This window comes from Schlesneria sp. (assembly GCF_036405755.1).
GTDB lineage: Bacteria > Planctomycetota > Planctomycetia > Planctomycetales > Planctomycetaceae > Schlesneria > Schlesneria sphaerica.
The window spans coordinates 1-18,108 of the sequence record NZ_DASWWZ010000723.1; the positions used below are offsets into that span (position 1 = coordinate 1).

General features: G+C 56.5%; 13 protein-coding genes. 6 read left to right on the top strand and 7 right to left on the bottom strand.

Annotated elements, in window-relative coordinates; all coding sequences use genetic code 11:
• Nucleotides 1-491 precede the first annotated feature (491 nt).
• Entirely contained in the window at nucleotides 492-851 is a 360-nt protein-coding gene (locus VGE80_RS23750; RefSeq protein WP_440594378.1) for an STAS/SEC14 domain-containing protein, read from the bottom strand.
• A gap of 519 nt (nucleotides 852-1,370) precedes the next feature.
• Here VGE80_RS23750 and VGE80_RS23755 point away from each other — a divergent pair.
• Together VGE80_RS23755 and VGE80_RS23760 are read left to right on the top strand one after the other, a co-directional pair.
• Complete coding sequence (locus VGE80_RS23755) at nucleotides 1,371-3,152, top strand: ATP-binding protein (protein WP_373651759.1); 1,782 nt, start codon at nucleotides 1,371-1,373, stop codon at nucleotides 3,150-3,152.
• 100 nt (nucleotides 3,153-3,252) lie between these two features.
• Nucleotides 3,253-4,566 carry a 3-keto-disaccharide hydrolase gene (locus VGE80_RS23760; protein WP_440594379.1) on the top strand — a complete coding sequence of 438 codons (1,314 nt, stop codon included), beginning with the start codon at nucleotides 3,253-3,255 and terminating at the stop codon, nucleotides 4,564-4,566.
• Between the two features lie 232 nt (nucleotides 4,567-4,798).
• Here VGE80_RS23760 and polA read toward each other — a convergent pair whose 3' ends face one another.
• From polA to VGE80_RS23775, 3 genes are all read right to left on the bottom strand, one after another.
• Entirely contained in the window at nucleotides 4,799-7,681 is a 2,883-nt protein-coding gene (polA, locus tag VGE80_RS23765; RefSeq protein ID WP_440594380.1) for a DNA polymerase I, read from the bottom strand.
• A complete protein-coding gene (locus VGE80_RS23770; protein ID WP_397570272.1) occupies nucleotides 7,678-9,723 on the bottom strand; it encodes a YjhG/YagF family D-xylonate dehydratase in 2,046 nt (681 codons plus the stop codon). The genes polA and VGE80_RS23770 overlap by 4 nt, the downstream gene beginning before the upstream one ends.
• Nucleotides 9,724-9,892: 169 nt before the next feature.
• Nucleotides 9,893-10,237, bottom strand: a complete 345-nt coding sequence (locus VGE80_RS23775; RefSeq protein ID WP_373651755.1) for a hypothetical protein — start codon at nucleotides 10,235-10,237, stop codon at nucleotides 9,893-9,895.
• 290 nt (nucleotides 10,238-10,527) lie between these two features.
• Between VGE80_RS23775 and VGE80_RS23780 the strand changes: the two genes are divergently transcribed.
• The 4 genes from VGE80_RS23780 (at nucleotide 10,528) to VGE80_RS23795 (ending at nucleotide 13,406) form a co-directional block, all read left to right on the top strand.
• Entirely contained in the window at nucleotides 10,528-11,055 is a 528-nt protein-coding gene (locus VGE80_RS23780) for a hypothetical protein (RefSeq protein ID WP_373651754.1), read from the top strand.
• A 418-nt stretch (nucleotides 11,056-11,473) separates the two neighbouring features.
• Complete coding sequence (locus tag VGE80_RS23785) at nucleotides 11,474-12,427, top strand: tetratricopeptide repeat protein (protein WP_373651753.1); 954 nt, start codon at nucleotides 11,474-11,476, stop codon at nucleotides 12,425-12,427.
• Between the two features lie 145 nt (nucleotides 12,428-12,572).
• Nucleotides 12,573-13,103: a molybdopterin adenylyltransferase gene (gene mog / locus VGE80_RS23790; protein ID WP_373651752.1), complete on the top strand. Its 531-nt coding sequence runs from the start codon at nucleotides 12,573-12,575 to the stop codon at nucleotides 13,101-13,103.
• 6 nt (nucleotides 13,104-13,109) lie between these two features.
• Nucleotides 13,110-13,406, top strand: a complete 297-nt coding sequence (locus VGE80_RS23795; RefSeq protein WP_373651751.1) for a biotin/lipoyl-containing protein — start codon at nucleotides 13,110-13,112, stop codon at nucleotides 13,404-13,406.
• 100 nt (nucleotides 13,407-13,506) lie between these two features.
• Here the strand turns inward: VGE80_RS23795 and VGE80_RS23800 are convergent, their stop codons facing one another.
• The 3 genes from VGE80_RS23800 to VGE80_RS23810 all read right to left on the bottom strand — a co-directional run.
• Nucleotides 13,507-14,925 carry a DUF1501 domain-containing protein gene (locus tag VGE80_RS23800; protein WP_440594381.1) on the bottom strand — a complete coding sequence of 473 codons (1,419 nt, stop codon included), beginning with the start codon at nucleotides 14,923-14,925 and terminating at the stop codon, nucleotides 13,507-13,509.
• A gap of 82 nt (nucleotides 14,926-15,007) precedes the next feature.
• Entirely contained in the window at nucleotides 15,008-15,739 is a 732-nt protein-coding gene (locus tag VGE80_RS23805; RefSeq protein WP_440594382.1) for a FadR/GntR family transcriptional regulator, read from the bottom strand.
• A 148-nt stretch (nucleotides 15,740-15,887) separates the two neighbouring features.
• Nucleotides 15,888-18,108 (bottom strand): aminotransferase class III-fold pyridoxal phosphate-dependent enzyme (locus tag VGE80_RS23810; RefSeq protein ID WP_440594383.1); only part of this gene is annotated, 2,221 nt, incomplete at its 5' end.

An 18,108-nucleotide genomic window follows, 5' to 3' on the forward strand; every position in this document is an offset into this window, starting at 1 on the left:
GGGTTCAATGGCCACGACCAGTGTGAGCCAGAATCCGAATATCCGCGCGGGTTTTCCATAGAAGCATCGCATCGATCAGCGTCCCTGCTATCAATCAGACACCATCCCTGTGCAGGGTCCGCCTATTCCGCGTACCGAATGCGAAGCCTGCGTCGCTGTCTATCGGAAATGATCGCCGAAGGATGTGAGGGTCCCTGTCTGATGAATCGGCATCAGGAGCGAGTCGAGCGCAATTTGCGGGTTATTCCGGAAATTCACATCGTGGCCACAACGAAATGATTCAAGAATGGCCGTACACGCCGTCAATTCGGCACAATCCGGCAACGTCGCAGCCCATTTCCGCAGCCAGCGAACTTACAGCCTGAGAATGAGGACGGGAAGCTGCACCAACTTGCGAGGCTTCTCGTCCTCTTCTATGCCTTCATGCTCGATCCAGACCTGTTTTTCCGTAGATCTGACTGCTGTCAGATCGAGGCGAGGACTGCATTGGATCAGGCCTGATTCAGCCATGACTTGGCAGCATCCAGTTCCGCCACTTCAAAATATTGGATTTTGGCCATCGTGAACGGCTTGCAAATGCGGGCCATCCATTTGTCCCAGGACTTCTCACCGACGATCGCGATTCGCTGGATTTTTGTGCAATGTGTCGTTGCGAACTGGATATCGTCCCACAATGCGGCTAGATCCCAGCCGTGAAAATCATGGAACTGAACTAGTAAATTCACTTTTCCTTCTTTGGCAATCTCCGCATCGACCAGGGGAACGAACGTCTTGTAATCCTCATCGTGCAGCTTGCCGCTGATTTTGAACCCGACCGTGTGTTCGGGAACCCCTGAAAGGATCTCGATCATCTGCTGTTCCTCCGCTCGCTGTCTGAGAGTTGTTCTGGGTCACCGTGTGTAGTGTCACACTCGGCAATCACTCTAACCCTCTCGCAAGCGAGATTGCCACTCATTCGCTTGATCGGGACAGAGTGCGTACCGTCAGCGGACCGTCGAATTTCCTTCAACGAACGTGAAATCTCCCCTTTCCCGCGCGTGTCGGTGTGTTCAATTCATTCAAGCAATTGGCCTCTTCATTCCCACTCAACTCAGCGCGGCGACTCCTTTTTCGAGGTTGAGGCAGGTCCACTCGCTGTTTTGCGACAGCAGAATCTAACGTGGCATCTGACCGGCCCACGCGGAACCGGGGGCAGCCGAGTTGTAAAACGTAATTTCCCATGCGCAGAAACAGCGGCGACCTTTACCCGGTATGGCAATTCAGACTCTAATTCACGCAAAATCGAGTTCACGGAACTTCGAGCGATCTGACGGCGGGTGGGATCCTGCGGTTCAGCCCGTGCCGAATTCGTCAGTGAGGATGGAATCGACATGTCGTATCGAACGTTGAAGCGTCTGCTGGGGGAAACAAGCCTCGAACGAAAGTGCCGCCTGCTCTTTGGTGGAGGCCTGCTGCTGCTGATCTCGGGAAGCTTTTATTTCTATTCCAAGCAGACCCAGAAAATCATTTCGCAACAGAACCTCGAGGTCGCGCGCAACCTGGTTCCCACCGCGATCGTGGCAAAGCATGCCGAGTATTTCGACCGCAAGTCGGCCGAACATCGCAACTTTGCCGTGATGGTTCGCGATCTGAAACCAGAGACTCAAAAAGAGCAAAGTTGGGCGTTACTGAAATCGTCTGACATCAGTGACGCTGCGTCACGCCCCATCGAAAAAGTGGACCATGAGGCGATTCAGCGACTCTCTCCGACCAACCCGAATGCGCTGAGTGAATGGCCAACGGAGGTCACTCTCGAAAAGGATATTCCTCAGTTCCTGTACTATGCCCCAGTCAAAGCGAAAACGTTCTGCCTGGATTGCCATGTCCAGCACAACCAGAACCCCAACCTCAAAGAGAACGATGTCTTGGGGATCGTCAAAATCTCGTACCCGCTCGCCAAGATCAATCGGGATATCAGTTGGAACAATGCTGTGCTGCTGGCCACGGCGATCATCACGACGGCCCTGGCGTGGTTCGCAACTTACGTCATTGTTCGCTACGTCATTGTAAAGCCGGTACTCCACCTGAAAGAGGTCAGCGACGCGATTACGAGAGGTGACCTGGAGCAACGTGCCGACATCCGCACTGGTGACGAATTTGAAGAACTGAGCCAGGCGTTCAATCGCATGTTGCGTCACCTGACGACAGTTCAGGAAGATTTACAGAAGCTCAATCGCGGCTTTGAACGGAAAGTCGATGAGCTGGCACAGGCGAACCTGAGACTCTTCGAGCTGAATAATCTGAAGAACGAATTTCTGGCAACGATGAGTCATGAGCTGAGAACTCCACTGAACTCAATTCTTGGATTCAGTGAAGTGCTGATGACGAACCCCGGAAATCTGAGTGAAAAGCAGCAGCGGTTCGTGGCTCACATCCTATCTTCAGGTCGCACGCTGCTCAGCCTGATCACCGACGTTCTCGATCTCGCCAAGATTGAAAGCGGCAAAATGGAACTGCACCCCGTCAACACGTCCGTTGTTGAACTGGTTGATCGTGTCGTCGGGGCCATGATGCCGATTGCTGAAAAGAAGAACCTGGATCTGAGCTGGGATATCGAACCCGATCTTCCCCCCGTTTTCCAGGACGTGGGCAAACTGCAGCAGATTCTGAACAACCTCCTGTCGAATGCGATCAAGTTCACGCCGGAAGGGGGCCGGGTTCGTGTCCGTGCTTCTCGCCAGGGAGACCGGCTGGTTCTGACCGTGGAAGACACGGGAATTGGAATTCCTCTGGAAGATCAGGAACGGATCTTCGAAAAATTCCGACAGGGATCCACCGTTGCGGGGGGCCATGACCCACTCACCCGCGAATTCGAAGGAACGGGGCTGGGGCTGTCCATCACCCGTGAACTTTCGAAACTGCTGGGCGGAGGCATCGGGCTGCAAAGTGAATTCGGTAAAGGAAGCCGCTTCACTGTCGTCGTACCGATGCAGTTGGTCGTTCCGACGGAGACTGACATGTCCCGCCCCTGGCTCACCACGGAAGCCATTGATCTGGCGATTGAACGACCGTCCGCGTTTGGGCGATCACGCGGAGCGAAACAGCCTGACGATTATCCAAAGCCCGTCACCATCGATGCAACTTCGCCGCGCCCCGGTCGCGGAACGATGTAGTTAATCGCCTGTTAAGTTCGTCCGACAATCTTTAGTCATTCTGGTTCGTGCAACTGACACCCTCTGATACGAATTCACCACTTACCACCAGGATCTCACCATGCGTCGCCTCTGCCTGATGCTGTGTCTCTGCCTGTCGAATCCACTACTTGCTTCAGACGAAGATGGCTTCAAGCCTCTGTTCAACGGCCAGGATCTGACGGGCTGGGTCCCTGTGAATGTCGCCCCGTCCACATTCAGTGTCAAAGATGGGATCATCGTGAGCACCGGTGTCCCTACCGGGACCTTGCGCACCGAGAAAATGTACGAGAACTTCATCATCGAACTCGACTGGCGACACATGAAAGCGGGCGGAAACGCTGGTCTGTTCGTCTGGGCCGACCCGATCACGCATATCGGCGTCCCCTTCTCGCGCGGGGTCGAAGTACAGATTCTGGACGGGCATGAAACGGCTAACTACACCAGCCACGGCGATATCTTTCCGATTTGGGGAGCCCGCATGAAGCCGGACCGAATTCATCCGGGGGGCTGGGAACGATGCCTTCCCAGTGAAAAACGCTGCAAGCCGTCCCCTGAATGGAACCACTACCGGGTTACCTGCAATAACGGCACGATCAAGCTGGAAGTCAACGGCAAGGAAGTCTCGGGGGGGACCGGCTGCACACCTCGTAAGGGTTATCTCTGCCTGGAATCCGAAGGCTCGGAGTGCCATTTCAAGAATGTCCGAATCAAGGAACTCCCTTCCACAAATCCAAAGCCCGAAGAAATTGCACTGGAAGCAACCGGATTCCAGTCACTCTATACGGGCCTTGACCTCACCGGTTGGAAGGCGACAGAAAAGCATCAGGGACACTGGGAGCCGTCGGACTGGAAATTGATCTACGACGGAAAGTCCGATGCGGAAGATCCCAGCCTGTGGACCGAGCAAGAGTTTGGCGATCTCGAGATGATCTGTGACTGGCGCTGGACTGGCACACCCGTGAAACGGAAATGGCCGAAGATCCTGCCCAGCGGACTCGAAGAGATCGGAACCGATGGCAAGCCGGTGGAAATCGAAGTCGATGACGCGGGAGACAGTGGGATCTACCTGCGAGGAAGCAGTAAAAGCCAGGTCAATATGTGGTGCCGTCCTTGCGGAAGCGGCGAAGTCTACGGCTATCGAACCGATGCGGCGCAGCCGGCGGAAGTTCGTTCTGGCGTCACACCGAAGATCGTCGCCGACAACCCCATCGGCGAATGGAATCGGTTCTACATTACGTTGCGAGGGGATCGCCTGACGGTGCGGCTGAACGGCAAACTCGTAATTGAGAACGCCCAGCTTCCCGGAATCGCGGAACGCGGCCCCCTGGCGCTGCAGCACCATGGAGACCCCATCGAATTCGCGAACATCTTTGTCCGCGAACTTTCCAAGTGAGCACCAATGCCACGGTGAGGTCACAACTGCGGTGAGATCCGAAGGGTTTTATCCCAGAGGAGCAGGTCCTCCGCTTACAGCGCGATGGACCTGCTCTACCTCGAGATCCCTGCTGAGCCTGCGAGTCAACCTCATTGACTGAGTCGCAGGCTTGGCGAAAACTTGCCCCCTCGGCCCCTCGCGTAAATTACCGCTTCACGCAGGGGGCGTTGATCCGGTGAACGTCTTCGGGTTAAACGGAATCCTGGTCTAGCCAGTTATCACCCGCGGAGATATCAACGACGAGCGGAACCCGCAATTGCATAGCGTGCTCCATCTCGTATCGAACCAGGTCGACCAATGAGGCGACATCCTCTTGCGGCGCCTCGAAGACCAGTTCGTCGTGAATCTGAAGTAGCATTCGTCCTCGATGCTGCTCTCGTTTCAACCGCGACTGAACCTGGATCATGGCCCGCTTAATCAAATCGGCGGCGGATCCCTGGATCACCGTATTGATGGCGGTCCGCTCGGGCATACTCATGTTCGCACCACGCACCGGACGAATCCCTTCGATCGCCCGCCGTCGGCCGAGAATGGTTTTCGCAAACCCGGTCGTGCGACATGATTCAATGGTCTCGTCGATAAATCGACGAACGCCGTCATAGGTCTCGAAGTAGTGGCCGATAAATGCTGCGGCAACATCTTTCTCGATTCCCAATACGGCCGCCAATCCGAACGGGCTTTGACCGTAGATCACGCCGAAGTTGACGGCCTTGGCCACGCGCCTCTGATCGGATGTGACTTCTGCCAGCGGGACTCCATAGACATCCGCAGCAACAGCCGAATGGATGTCAATGCCCTGCTCGAACGCTTTGATCAGCGCTTCGTCCAGGCTGAAATGGGCGAGCACCCGCAATTCGATTTGCGAGTAGTCCGCACAGACCAGCTTCCATCCCGGAGCCCCCGGAATAAAGGCACGCCGGATCTGGCGACCTTCGGACGTTCGAATCGGGATGTTTTGCAGATTCGGGTCACTGGAACTCAATCGCCCGGTGGCAGCCACGACCTGATTGAACGAACAATGAATGCGGCCCGTGACGGGGTGAATCAGTTCGGGAAGAGCGTCGAGATACGTTCCTTTCAACTTGGAAAGTTGCCGGTGCTCGGTGATCTTTGCGGGAAGGGGATGAATCAGTGCCAGTTCTTCCAGCACTTCCTGGTCGGTGCTGGGCCCTGTCTTGGTCTTCTTCCGCACAGGAAGCTGCAGCTCTTCGAACAGAACTTTTCGCAGTTGGATCGGCGAGTCGATATTAAATTCGTGCGTGGCGATTTCGTAGATTTCCTTGATCGTCTCTTTCAGACGTTCAGTGATGGCCTCGCTTTGCCGCTGAAGCTCCGCCGCATCCACGCGAATCCCCATCTGTTCCATCTCGGACAGAATTGAAATCAGCGGTCTTTCCAGATCCCAGTACAGATCGAACAGACCTTCTTTTTTCAATTGCTCTGTCAGAATGTCGGCAAGTCGCCAGGTGAGATCGGCATCCTCCGACGCATACTCAGCAACTTTATCGACGGGGATGTCGATCATATTCTTTTGCTGCTTGCCCGTTCCGATCAGATCCGAGATGGGAATCGAATCAATTCCTAAATACTTCGAGATCAGCACTTCCAGACTGTGCGAACGGGCCCCGGCGTCGAGCAGGTAATCCGCCACCATTGTGTCGACACCGATCTGCTCGGGCGCGACCTTCAGTTGGGCACGGCTCAGCACTGTCAGATCGTACTTCAGATTCTGATTGATGATCTCAACATCAGGGTTCGTGAAGATCGGGCGCAGCGCTTCAAGGGTTTGATCCGGATCGAGCAGTCGACTTTCTGCCGGACCGCGCACGGGAAGGTAATATCCAATTCCCGGGATCCAACTGAACGCCCAGCCGATGATTTCGGCACGCATCGAATCGATATGCGTTGTTTCCAGATCGACGCAAAAGCGGGAGACGCCACGCAGCAGTTCAAGAAATTTTTCGAATGTCTCGTTCGTGTCAATTATGTGCCACACGCGCGAGACAGGGTCAGGCCCACCACCCGGCACGAGTGGGTCGGGGATATCCGTCTCACTCGTTTCCAGGATTGCTTCGCCCGACTCCGGCAGTGGTTCTTCCGGCAGAGGCTCATCATCGTCGAAGAGAGACCGTTGTCCCTTCCCAGCGGGACTGGCCTTTCTGGAGGCCACTCCGGCGGATCCTCTATTCGGACTCACTTCCGGTTTCGCAGCGGGGGGAGCGAACTGAGCGACCTCATCGATCAGCCGACGGAAACCAAACCGGCGAAACATTTCCTGAAGCCGTCCGACATCCGGTGACAGTCGCTGGGCTGGATCCCAGGAAAAGTCGATGGGAAGTTGCTGGTTGAGGCGAACAAGTTGACGACTGAGATATGCCTGGTCCGCATACGTTTTCAGATTCTCGCGCAACTTCGCCCCGGCCGCCTTATCCGCATTGGCGAGAACATTCTCGAGCGTGCCAAATTCCTTGAGCATCCCAGCCGCTTTCTTAGGACCGACGAGCGGCACGCCGGGAACATTGTCGATCGCATCGCCCACAAGAGACTGAAAGTCGACCACCTGATCGGGGCGGATTCCCCAGTCGAGCAGCAGGCCTTCCTCATTCAGATATCTGTTTTTGCGAATGTTGTAGAGCTGCACCTGCGGGCCAAGCAGCTGCCGTGCATCCTTGTCACTCGTGACAATCCGGACCTGGTGCCCCTGTTCCACGGCCTGTCGGGTTAGCGTCGCGATGACATCATCCGCTTCCCAGCCGGACATCTCGATCAGCGGAAGATTGAATGCCCGGATGACTTCCTTCAGCAGTTCAACCTGCGGCCGAAGGTCTTCCGGCATCTCCTTGCGGTTCGCTTTATACTGAGAATAGAGAGCGTCGCGTGTCCCGGGACCTGATGAGTCCATCGCGCAGATCAGCCATGCCGGCTGATGTACCTTCAACAGCGTGATGAGATCTCGACTGAAGCCGAACACGGCGTTCGTCGGCAATCCCGCCGGACTGGTCATCGGCGGGATTGCGTGAAACACCTGGAACATCAACGAGAACGTATCAATCAGGTAGACAGTACCGCTCATTCCTGACTCGCCAATCCCGCTTCCAGCGCGGCCGCGATTTTATCAACGTCATAAACACACCCCGCCCAGGTTCCTCCCCCGGCCCGCTGCAGCAATGCCCAGAGCCTTGTTTCCGGTGGCAGATTCGGATCAGCATGAAGTGGAAGTGTCGGCTGGCGTTCCGCCAGGATCATCCCCCCTTCTTCCGGGGTCACTTCACAGCCGTCGGTCCCGACGAAGTTGAGTGATCCGGTCAGATTGCGGGTGTCGATCTCGATCTGAATCAGGTCACCGTCCCGCAGCTTTCCAATCGGACCGCCGTCCAGCGCTTCCGGGCCGACATGACCGATACAGGCACCGGTCGAGACACCTGAGAACCGGGCATCCGTGATCAGGGCCACATGCTTCCCAAAGGGCAAATAACGGAGCGCCGAAGTGATCTGATATGTCTCTTCCATACCGCAGCCCATCGGACCACGGCACATCAGGACGATCACGTCCCCTTCCTTGATCGGGGCCAGATTTTCTGTGGGAACTCCCCCTGCACTTCGCAGTGCAGCAGCAGTTCCCTCTTTCGGTGTCCGCAGCGGGCGACCTTTGATCGCGGCAATGGCAGCACGTTCTGAGGTAAACACACGAGCCGGCCCTGTCTTGCGATAGACTCCGTCGGAATCGACCACGCTTTTGTCGATCGCGGTGCTCTTAATGACGGAGCCTTCAGGAGCAATGTTTCCCACCGGGAACGTGACAGTGCTCGTCAATCCATGCTCACGAGCGGCCTTGGGAGACATGACTACCGTGTCGGGATCAACCCCATCGCGAGCCACAAGGAGTTCGCGAAGACGAACACGCCGCTCGGAACGCTCCCACCATTCAAGTACGTCACCCAGCGACTTGCCGGCAACCGTCATTGCGTCGAGTTTGAGCAAGCCAAGTTCTCGCAAGTGGAGCATCACTTCAGGTACTCCACCCGCCAGGAAGAATCGCACCGTCGGATGGCCGACCGGACCATTCGGCAGGCAGTCAACCAGTCGCGGCACCTGCCGATTCAGTCGGATCCAGTCTTCGACGGTCGGCCGCTTGAGTTTGGCCTCGAAAGCGATCGCGGGAATATGCAGCAAGAGATTCGTTGAGCCACCGCAGGCTGCATGAACCACCATCGCGTTATGCAGTGCATCAGCAGTGAGAATATCACGCGTGGTTTTACCCATGCGTTCCATTTCAAAGACGGCACGTGCCGATCGACGCGCAATATCCAGCCAGATGGGCTGTCCCGAAGGTGACAATGCGGAGTGTGGCAGCGCCATCCCTAGTGCTTCGGCAACGACCTGGGCGGTGGCGGCGGTCCCCAGAAACTGACAGCCCCCTCCCGGTGAACCACAGGCGCGGCAACCCGCATCCGAAGCCTCTTCGAGGGTGATTTCACCATGTGAGAAACGGGCACCGATCGTCTGGACTTTCCCCGCATCTTCCCCCACCGCGGGAGGAAGCGTGACGCCGCCAGGGACGATGACACAGGGGAGCTGATCTTGCGCCGCCAGCGCGAGCATCATGGCGGGAAGCCCCTTATCACAGGTCGCAACCCCGATCACTCCCCGTCGCGTCGGCAATGAGCGGATCAACCGCTTCAATACAACTGCGGCATCGTTCCGGTAAGCCAGACTGTCCATCATGGCCACCGTTCCTTGTGAGCGTCCGTCGCACGGATCGCTGACATAGGCGGCAAAGGGCAGTGTCTCGAGCCGCTTCAGTTCTTCGGCAGCAGCCTGCATCAGCAGACCGACTTCGTAATGGCCAGTGTGATAGCCGAGTGCGATTGGCTTACCGTCTTCGCCGCGAATTCCCCCTTGCGTACTGAGAATCAGAAACTGCTTCCGCAGGAGTTCTGACGGATTCCAGCCCATCCCGGCATTCTGAGTCAGCCCGAACAGATCGCCGCTGGGTGAGTTCAGCAACATCTCTTCTGTCAGTGGAAGCGATCCCTGGGGACCTTCACCTGTCGTCACTACTTCCCACAATGTTGCGTCGGCTGAATCCAGCAGGGTGTCGAGCGAACCGGTCATATGCCCTGATTCCTGAATAATTTGTAAGGGTCTTCGGACGGCGAAAGGGTTGATTCAAGACAAACAGCCCGACGGATTCAAGCCGTCGGGCTGTGATCAATTGTTGCAGAAACCCGCCTGCATGTCAGGCGAGATTGTGCCGTAGAGGCATCTCACGCCAGACGAGACCTCAGGCCACAACGTGGGTTTCCCATGAGAAGAGGGTATCATCCATGGTCACGACCGTAACCATATCCTTGCGCCCTTCAGCGGCAGAGACTTCGTACCCGCTGGAGATCAGTTGTTTGGCGTGCTCCGATTCTTTGGCGAGCATCCGATCATCGGGAATTGCTCTCCACCAGTGCAGGTGGGGCCAGTCTCGTTGAACAGCCGCCAGGCATGTCATCAGCGTTCGGCCACCCGCGCCGGGCTTGAATCCAGCCCGAGTCGCGACTTGTGTGTAAGTCGCCAGTTTGTCCAGTCGTTTCAGTTCAAACAGCGCTTCCGCAACACCTTCAGCTCGAACAGACGCCACAATTATCTCCTCTTCTTACGCTGTTTGGACTTCGGAAGAACTCCGAAAAGCAGATGCTACCGGAGTTGAATGAATGTCCCCCAGCTAGCCCATTCTTGAAATAGAGTCGAGCAGCGAAATCTCTTACGAGGCCGCTTGCCGCCTGACTGTCTCACCATTAGTGTAAGACCAAGGTACTCGAATCGTGAAATCGGAACAACCCTTGATTCACTCTTCCCGGTACTCCCCGCAGTCGTCTCTCGCGCTGCGGAATTGCAAAGTCTCTAGATCAGGCATTGGGAGATCCCCGTTTGAGTGAACCACAGCATCGGTGCGGCCACGACCATCACGATCATGAAACGTGCGGCCACGCTGCCCCCTCGAGCAAGCTCAACGACTACAGCAAGTTCGGCATTCAGTTCCAGTTCCCTTCCACCTGGAGCCTGGATGAGCAAGCCAGCGATGAAGAAGTGACCATCACTGTGCAAAGCCCCGGAACATCGTTCTGGACGGCCGTGATCTTCCCTTCCCGGCCCGATCCCGAGGAGGTGCTGAACACGGTCTCGGCCGCATTCGAACAGGACTACGAGGGAATCGATGTCGTCGATGTCGTGGGCAGCTTCTGCGGATTCCCCGCACTCGGACGTGATCTCGATTTCGAGTGCTACGACCTGATCAACTCGGCGTGCCTCAGGGCGTTCCAAACGAGTGACCAGACCATTCTGGTCCTTTACCAGGGAACGGATCACGAACTGGAACAGACTCGCAAAGTGCTGGAAGCCATCTCGCTGAGTATGCGCTCGACCGATGACGATGACCTCGAAGAAGAACTGGAATGACTGTCGAGCCCTGACTCGCACGTCTGACCGACATACTGGTGCAAGCTGCCGTACAGTGATAACAAGGGGACAGCCAGGACGCTGAGTGTTCCCCTCCCGGATCCCACACCGCCAATCTCTTCACTCGATAAGCCGCCGGGTTTCGTCATCCAGTGAAATCAATTCCGTCCCGGGAACCCCTCCGCTCTCGCCCGAGCTCGCAAATTCGCATCAGCGATATTTGATCTCGTTTTGACGAATCGCGCGCACTCGCTCTATAATCGCACACCACTCAAAACGACTCCTCCTGACTTTTCGCCCTGAATCAAGTTGCCACCGATCCGAGCAGGCTTCGCAGCGTGATCTCTGCACAGTCAGCTCGTGCATGTTGTGTTCTGTGAACTCAAGTCCAGTCATCGAATGGCAGAGGTTCTTCAACATGAGTAATGCCAAAGCCCAGGGACTCTGCAAACTGGCAAGCGACTGCCTGCAGCTCGAGCAGCTTAAACAGGCCAAAGAGCTTTACGACAAAGCGATTGAGGTCGACCCCGACTGCATTGATGCTCATGAAGGGATTGCGACAATTGCCTACCTCGAAGGGGACCTTGCCACCTCCGTAGACCGCTTCCTCAAGCTGACACTGCTGCAACCGCAGGAGGCACGTCACCTGACGAACCTGGGAGCAATCTACAATCGGATGAAGGAACATCAGAAAGCGGTCGAAGTTTTGAGCAAGGCCATTCAGAAAGATAAGCGTTGCGTCGAAGCCTACTTCAATCTGGGAATTGCACAGCGAAAGCAGAATAAGTTGCAGCTCGCGATTTCGGCCTATCGAGAAGCAACTCGATTGAATCCCAAGTTTGCTGAAGGGTATCAGAATCTCGCGAATCTCTATGCGGATTCCGGCAACCTCCCGATGGCCATCATCTACTTCAAGAAGGCTCTGGAAGTTCGCCCGGATTTTGACAAAGCCCGCGAAGGATTAAAGCGAGCCGAACGGGCATCGAACGCCGCAAAACATGACGAAAACCCCTTCGGTCGTCTGGTCAACGCCGAATCGCGTCAATCGAATTCTCAAGTGACGATGATGCGAGAGCTTTCTGAAGCCGAACGCTACGACGACCGACACGAAGTCAAGCATCTCGCGGAGGAGATCGAACGCTTGTCCAAAGGGTGTATCGAGTTCTTGAAACAAAAGCTCGAACCCGCCATCATCGAACTGCAGAGAACAATGGCAGATGGATCGCAGTCACAATCTGCACTGGCAGAGGTGTCGGAAGAGTTTCACACCGCAGTGAACCAGTGGATGGAACTCCGAAAAGCGGTCAAACGCAAAATCAATGAGCTTCGGGGACATGAAGAACTGATCAACGCCCCGGAAGTCAGCCTGTAATACTCGCTGGCGAGGCTCGGTTCGTCGGCCCGAGTCCAGTTCACGCTGGCACTTGATCTGCTGCTGTGCACTGCCCTGTGTCAGTGACCAATCATGGTCAGTGACCGATCATTTTTTACTCGAGATAGAAAATCAAAGCATTCGCATGAAGGCCATCCGCATCGGAATTGTGACCGTATCTGATCGAGCCAGCCGGGGAGAATACGAAGACAAAGGTGGCCCTGCCATCCGCGAGTATCTCAGCAATGTGCTCACCAGCCCCTTCGAACACATCGACCGAGTCATTCCTGATGAACGACCTGTTATCGAAGAAACCCTGCGTGAACTGTGCACCCGTGAAGAGTGTTGTCTGGTGATCACCACCGGGGGAACCGGGCCCGCCCTGCGCGACGTAACTCCCGAAGCGACCGAGGCGGTCTGCGAAAAGATGATGCCGGGCTTCGGTGAACTCATGCGGAAAGTGTCACTGGAAAAAGTTCCCACCGCGATCTTGTCGCGCCAGACAGCAGGCATCTGCGGCCAAGCTCTGATTGTCAACCTGCCGGGTCAGCCACGCGCGATTCAGGAATGCCTCGACGCCGTTTTTCCCGCGATTCCCTACTGTATCGATCTGCTGGAAGGCCCCTTTCTGACGACGGATGAAACACGTATTAAAGCCTTTCGCCCCAGGAAATGAGATCACATGCGCATTCCTATCCTTGTTCCCGATCTGCGCTGTGAAAACGAGCCACTCTGCGTCAGTGGCTGGCTGGTGGACGAGGGGGACCTGATCCTGGCGGGCGACTTTATTGTCGAACTCAGAATCCCGGCAGTGACGTTTGACATCCTGTCAGAAATGTCGGGCCGGGTCGTCACGATCGAGAAGCTTGCAGATAGCCCGATCAAAACAGGCGACATCCTCGGCTGGCTGGACGATGGTATTGACGAGGTCGTCCCTGCTGAGCAGGAAGACAAAGACACACCAGAGCAAGAATCGTAGTCTGCTTTTTAACACGGGGCGGTCGCCGGGGCCGTCCCGATTCCAATTCAGGTCTGCTCCTCTTCCGCGGCCCCTGTCCCTGATCGAACAGAATATTCCCCTAGAAAAGATCAATCAGCGGTTGTCCCTCTTCCAAGAGATGAAACGGACGTCCCTGGTTGTCGAACGCTTCGAGATTCTCGATCCCCATCGCGTGATAGACGGTCTTGGTCACATCCGCGGGTGTGACGGGTCGGCTGGCAGGATATTCTGCCAACCGGTCGCTCGATCCGAATGTTTGACCACCTCGAATTCCCCCGCCAGCCAGGACATCGGTGAGGCAGTGAGTCCAGTGGTCGCGCCCAGCTCCTTTGACGCCTCCCGAGCGAGGATCGCCGATTTTCGGAGTTCGCCCCATCTCGCTGGTAACCATCAACAGGGTCTCATCCAATAGACCCCGATCAGCCAGATCCTCAATCAAAGCCGAGAATCCCCGGTCGAACTCGGGCAACAGGTCTTCTTTCAAGCAGCCGAAGTTATTGCCATGGGTGTCCCAACCACCGCCACTCAGACACTTCTTCGCTACGGCATCGTTCTCTTCCGACCAGAAGACCGTAACAAAGGGAACCCCTGCTTCCACCAGTCGGCGTGCCGCCAGCAGACTCATTCCATTCACGGTCTTGCCGTATCGCGCAATGGTCTCTGGCTTCTCGTGAGAGACATCAAAGGCCCGGGTCGTTGCCGCGGATGACAACAGCGAGATCGCGCGCTGCTGCTGATCGTTCCAGGTATGTACGCTGGCGAACTGATCCAGATCGCGCCGAGCGGCGTCCAGCCCCGACAATAAGCCATTCCGCTGGCTGAATCGATTGGAGGTCACACCGGTCGTCAGCGCCAGGTCCGGCGCCTGAAATTCCGTCGGATTGTCGTTTTTACCGTATACGAACAAGGGATCGAACTTCACTCCCAGCTTGGCACCGAACTGGCCGGGCCGCGTGTAAGGAGCCTGACTCGGCTTGTAAGGCAACGATACAGCATTCGGCAGGCCCGGCCTTTGCGGACGACGCGATGCAACCACACTTCCCATGTAAGGCCAGTCATCAGGATACGGAGTGCGATTATTCCCCTGAATCAGAAATGTCGGGTCCGGCACATGGCCAGTCAGATTGTGGTAGTACCCAGCGTGATGATCATTCGTGTTGACCGTCGCTCCCACGGAATTGATCAGAGCCAGATGGTGGGCCTGCTGCGCCAGCAGAGGAAGATGCTCACTCAACTGCACTCCGGGCGCCGACGTGGCAATCGGCTGGAAGGGGCCCCGATATTCCAGTGGAGCCTTGGGCTTCAAATCCCACATGTCCAGATGCGACGCCCCCCCGCACAGGAAAAACAGGATCGTCGACTTCGCAACTTTTCGGTCCGGCGAGGATGGCGTGGATGCTGCCGAAAGCGTCCGGCCGAACGAACTGACCGCCAGGCCCACGCTGGAAGCAACTAAAAAATCACGTCGTGAGTACTTCCGAAAAGATTGATGATTCATGGCTCTCTTCTATCGAACTCAATGTTTGTTGATCCCGGTTTGTTGATCCGGGTCACTCATCCCATAGCCTGTCGAGTTGCGGTTAATGCGAAACGTCCGTCGCCTCACCACTGCTCACACTCGATGCGGAATCGAGCGTCGATCGAATCTGAATACGGATCATTGATCGGGCACGTTCGACATCCCGGTCCCGAATCGCGTTCAACAGCTCACGATGTTCCCAGCATACTCGCTCGGCCGCCGAAGGGGCCAGATTGGTGGGAGGTGACTCTTGAAAGAACTGCACCAGAATCTGCTGCATACCGGCAATCATCCGGGACCCCGTCATCTCCAGAATCAGCGAATGAAATTTGATATCCAGCTCAACGGACTCCGGCGAGGCAGGATCCTTCAATACCGCCTGTTCGAGTTCGGCCTCGACTTCCACCAGTCGTTCAATCTGTTCATCGGTCGCGTTACGGATCGCCAGTTCAATGGCTCCGACTTCCAAGGCGTAACGAAACTGTCCCAGGTCGTGCCAGTCTTCCGGTGACGTCACCAGTGAGGGAAGACTGTGCTGAAACAGGCTCAGTGGATCCGGCCGCCGGACGATCAGGCCTTTCCGTTTACGCCCTTCCAGGATCCCCAGCGCCTGCAGTCGGCTGACCGCTTCACGCGTCACCGTGCGAGAGGCTTTATATTCATCAGCCAGCTGCGCTTCTGTCATAAAAAGCGCCCCCTCCTCCAACTGCTCGGACTGGATTCGCATCCGAATGATTCGAGCCAGTTCCCGGACTTGAGTTTCCGGCCGACTGGCCGATTCGTGACTCATCATCAATCGCTCTCTTCCAGGCCCTACGTCAAAAGACTTCAGTCGTCATATCAACATCCCTGACATCGGTGTGCCATCCTGCTTTCTTTGGTCGCCGCCAGTCTTGCCGAAAGCGACGCGAGCGAGGCTCGCGATCACAATCGGAGATCACCTATGACAGTCTTGCGAACCCGGAATGCCGCACGGAAACTCCCGCTTCCTGCAGTCTCCGGGTCACGTCACCACGCTCGATTGTTTCGGCCAGCTCCCCAAACACAGGTTCCAGTGCCGCAAAGTACGCCTCCAAATGCCGCTCTCGATGAGCGAAACTGGGGTAATAACCACCCCCGCAGAGGAAACCTCTGTCGAGCATTCTCGCCGTCAGTAACGTCCCCAGCCCCGCTGCCTGCTCGTGCTCAAATCCGACGTGCAGAAGTGCGGGATGCCCTGAGACCTTTACCGGGACTCCCGTTCGTTCCCCCAGCGACCGCCAGCCGTCCCGCACCAGACCTCCCATTCGCGTGGTATGGGATGCGATGTCGACCCTTCTCAGTTTTTTGATCGTCGCCAGTGCCGCCGTCGGCCCGACTCCTTCAGTCCAATACGTACTGGAAATAAAGGACGTCTGAGCCGCGTCCATCACTTCGCGCCGGCCGATGATCGCCGCCATCGGGTGACCATTACCAATAGCCTTGGCAAATACGGCCAGATCAGGAAAGACTCCGTACTTCAGATGCGCGCCGCCCAGATGCATTCGCCATCCTGACGAGATTTCGTCGAAGACCAGCGCTGCCCCGCAGCGGTGACAAAGATCTCGGACACCTTCCAGAAATCCGGGAGCGGGATCATGAGACCGCGTCGGTTCCATCACGACAGCGGCGAGCTGATCCCCATGCTTTCGGACCAGATCTTCGAGTTCATCCAGCCGGTTGTAAGTAAAGGGAAGAGCCGTCCCTGCGAGTCCCCTGGGGACACCATTCGGCGCAAGACCGGGCAAGAGGTGAGCCCCAAGTCCATCATTTGGCCCGCCTGGAGTGACGTTCGCGGCAAGGTACCAGTCTGACCAGCCGTGATAGCCACAGAATGCAATTTTGTCCCGGGAAGTTGCGGCGCGGGCAATTCGAACGGCAATCGCCATCGATTCGCCTCCCGAACGCGCATACCGAACCTGTTCCGCCCACGGGTGAAGCTCGACCAGCAGATCCGCCAGCTCCACTTCCTCGGCGGAATTGAGCGACGACATCGAACCCCGCGCAATCCGCTGCTGGACCGCTTGGGTGACATCAGGGTCGGCATAGCCCAGCAGGCACGCTCCGATTCCGGAGGTTGTCATGTCGATATACCGTCGCCCATCCAGATCGATGACTTCACAACCTTTCGCTTCACGGGCATAGGCGGGCCAACGACCGGGCGCAAACATCTCAGGCCGCTTGCTGAGCAACTGAGTTCCACCGGGGATCCTGAGCTTCGCCCGCTGATAGACTTCTTGTGTCTGCGACCCGGCTTCCCCAGAGATCGCCGAGGTATCGCCGCTGAACCGGATCTGGAACGCCGCTGCCGCATTCTTCCAGAAAAGATGCTCGATATCGTCGCGCGACCATTGAGCAATCTCGGCCGCGTGCTTAATCGAAAGGAGTTGTTCGTAGACCGCCAGGATTGGCCGACCGTCGCAATGGGGGAATTTGATATCGAGCTGATCTGTATCGACATACTGCCACGCACGCCCCAACGCCGCATACTGCCCGCGAAAGTAGGTCGCGTCGACCCCGTCAGAACCATAGAAAATCCGACGACGATCTTCACGTGTAAACAGCGTGATCATCGGACGGACATCCGTCACGGCTGATACGTCGTACCAGATGTTGGGCATCTCTCGCAGTTGCTCAATCGCCTTGCGAATTGGCCAGTACGTAAAACTGCGAGCGCAATGCGCTAAGATCCACTTCACCTTGGGATAGCGTCGGCAGGTGTACTCCTGCAGGTCCTTCAGGTTCTCCTCGTCCCCGCATCCATGGAACCGGGACAGGTGCATCGTCACCCACAGCCCCAGTTCGTTCGCCAATTCCAGTTGCTCATGTGGCAGAAATTCTTCAATGCGGCACTGCGCAATATCGCCGGTCACCGAAAACACGCGATATGGCTTCAGCCCGATGAACCCTTTTTCACGGATGTCCCGTTCAATCTGCTGGACCGAGCAGGAGGGAGTCACCAGTCGATTCATGCGAGAATTGGGGTCGAGATTGATTTGCTGGATGCACCATTCGTTGTGAGCGGCGACATTGATCCCGGCGATGGGGGTACCTAACGACAGGAAGTGAGTCTCGCGGCCGGGATAAAGTCGCTCGGCCCACTGCTGCATCGTGGCCAGGTCCGTGTAGCCCCAAGCGTGCTTT